Source organism: Micromonospora sp. NPDC052213 (assembly GCF_040679695.1).
In the GTDB taxonomy this organism is placed as follows: domain Bacteria; phylum Actinomycetota; class Actinomycetes; order Mycobacteriales; family Micromonosporaceae; genus Micromonospora.
Window position 1 is genome coordinate 1 of sequence record NZ_JBFAVI010000413.1, and the last position, 1,059, is coordinate 1,059.

General features: G+C 72.9%; 1 protein-coding gene. It reads right to left on the reverse strand.

Going from position 1 to position 1,059, the window contains the following annotated elements; genetic code table 11:
- Positions 1 to 744, reverse strand: a 744-nt coding sequence (gene ssb, locus AB0L34_RS34360) for a single-stranded DNA-binding protein (RefSeq protein ID WP_363709848.1), incomplete at its 3' end; no start/stop codon positions are given.
- Positions 745 to 1,059 lie beyond the last annotated feature (315 nt).

Here is a 1,059-nt window from a genome sequence, read left to right on the forward strand (position 1 = left end):
ACCCGGTCCGCCGACCTCCGGCGGTGCGACCTCGCCCAGTTCGTCGTCCTCGGCCGTGGCCGGCCCGTCGTCGGCCACGTCGCCCAGCTCGTCCTCCTCCCCCGCCGGGCCACCCGAACCGGGGTCGAAGCCGGTGGCCTGCCGCGCACCGGGCCGGACGTCGACGGACCGGGCGTCGAACGGGTCGGGCTCACCCACCCGCTCCACGGTGCCGACGAGCCCGACCCGGCCGCCGCCGTACTCCGAGGGCGGGAAGTCGCCGTCGAAGGGCCGGTCGTCGAAGGTGGCCGGGGCCTGCCCGTCGGGCACCGGCTCGGTCGTCTCGCCGTGCACCCGCTGCTCGGCCTCCGCGTCCTCGACCGTGCTGGTGGCCGCGCGGGGCTGGTTACGCAGGAACCGGGCCCGGCCGCGGGACAGGTCGTGCCCGACCGCGACCGCCTCCAGTTCGTAGAGCGTGCGGTGGGTGCCGGACTCGTCGGTCCAGTCCCGGGTGTAGAGACGGCCGGCGACGATCACCGGGTCGCCGACCGCCACCGAGGACGCGACTCCCTCGGCCAGGCGGCGCCAGCAGTTGACCCGTACCCGAAGGCTGTTGCCGTCGACCCAGCGGCCGCTGTCGCGGTCGAGCCGGCGGGCGGTCGAGGCGACCTTGAAGTTGGCCACCAGCGTTCCGCTCTGGGTGGTCCGGCGCCACTCCGGCGCGGTCAGCACATTGCCGACGATCGTGACGTACGTATCGAACATCGCCCCTCCCAGGGATCGACTTGTTCCGGGAAGCGTCGGCCCGCCGCCTCGCCCGGACCACCCGCCCGGCCCGTACCTGTGGACGACGGACCGCCCTGTGGACAACCCCCTGATCAAGGTCCCGATCTGCTAGGTCAACCGGCCCTACGCGCCTGACCTGCGGCGACGCACGATCGAGTGGAGCCGGCAAGCAGGCGTTCCGGAATCACGCCGGTTGGGTAAGTACTTGATCAACCGAGAGAAAGGGAGCTCCGATGCTTCTCCGAGACGTCCGCGAGGCAGCGCGATGAGCGCCGTGGCGAACCCCGCGACCGT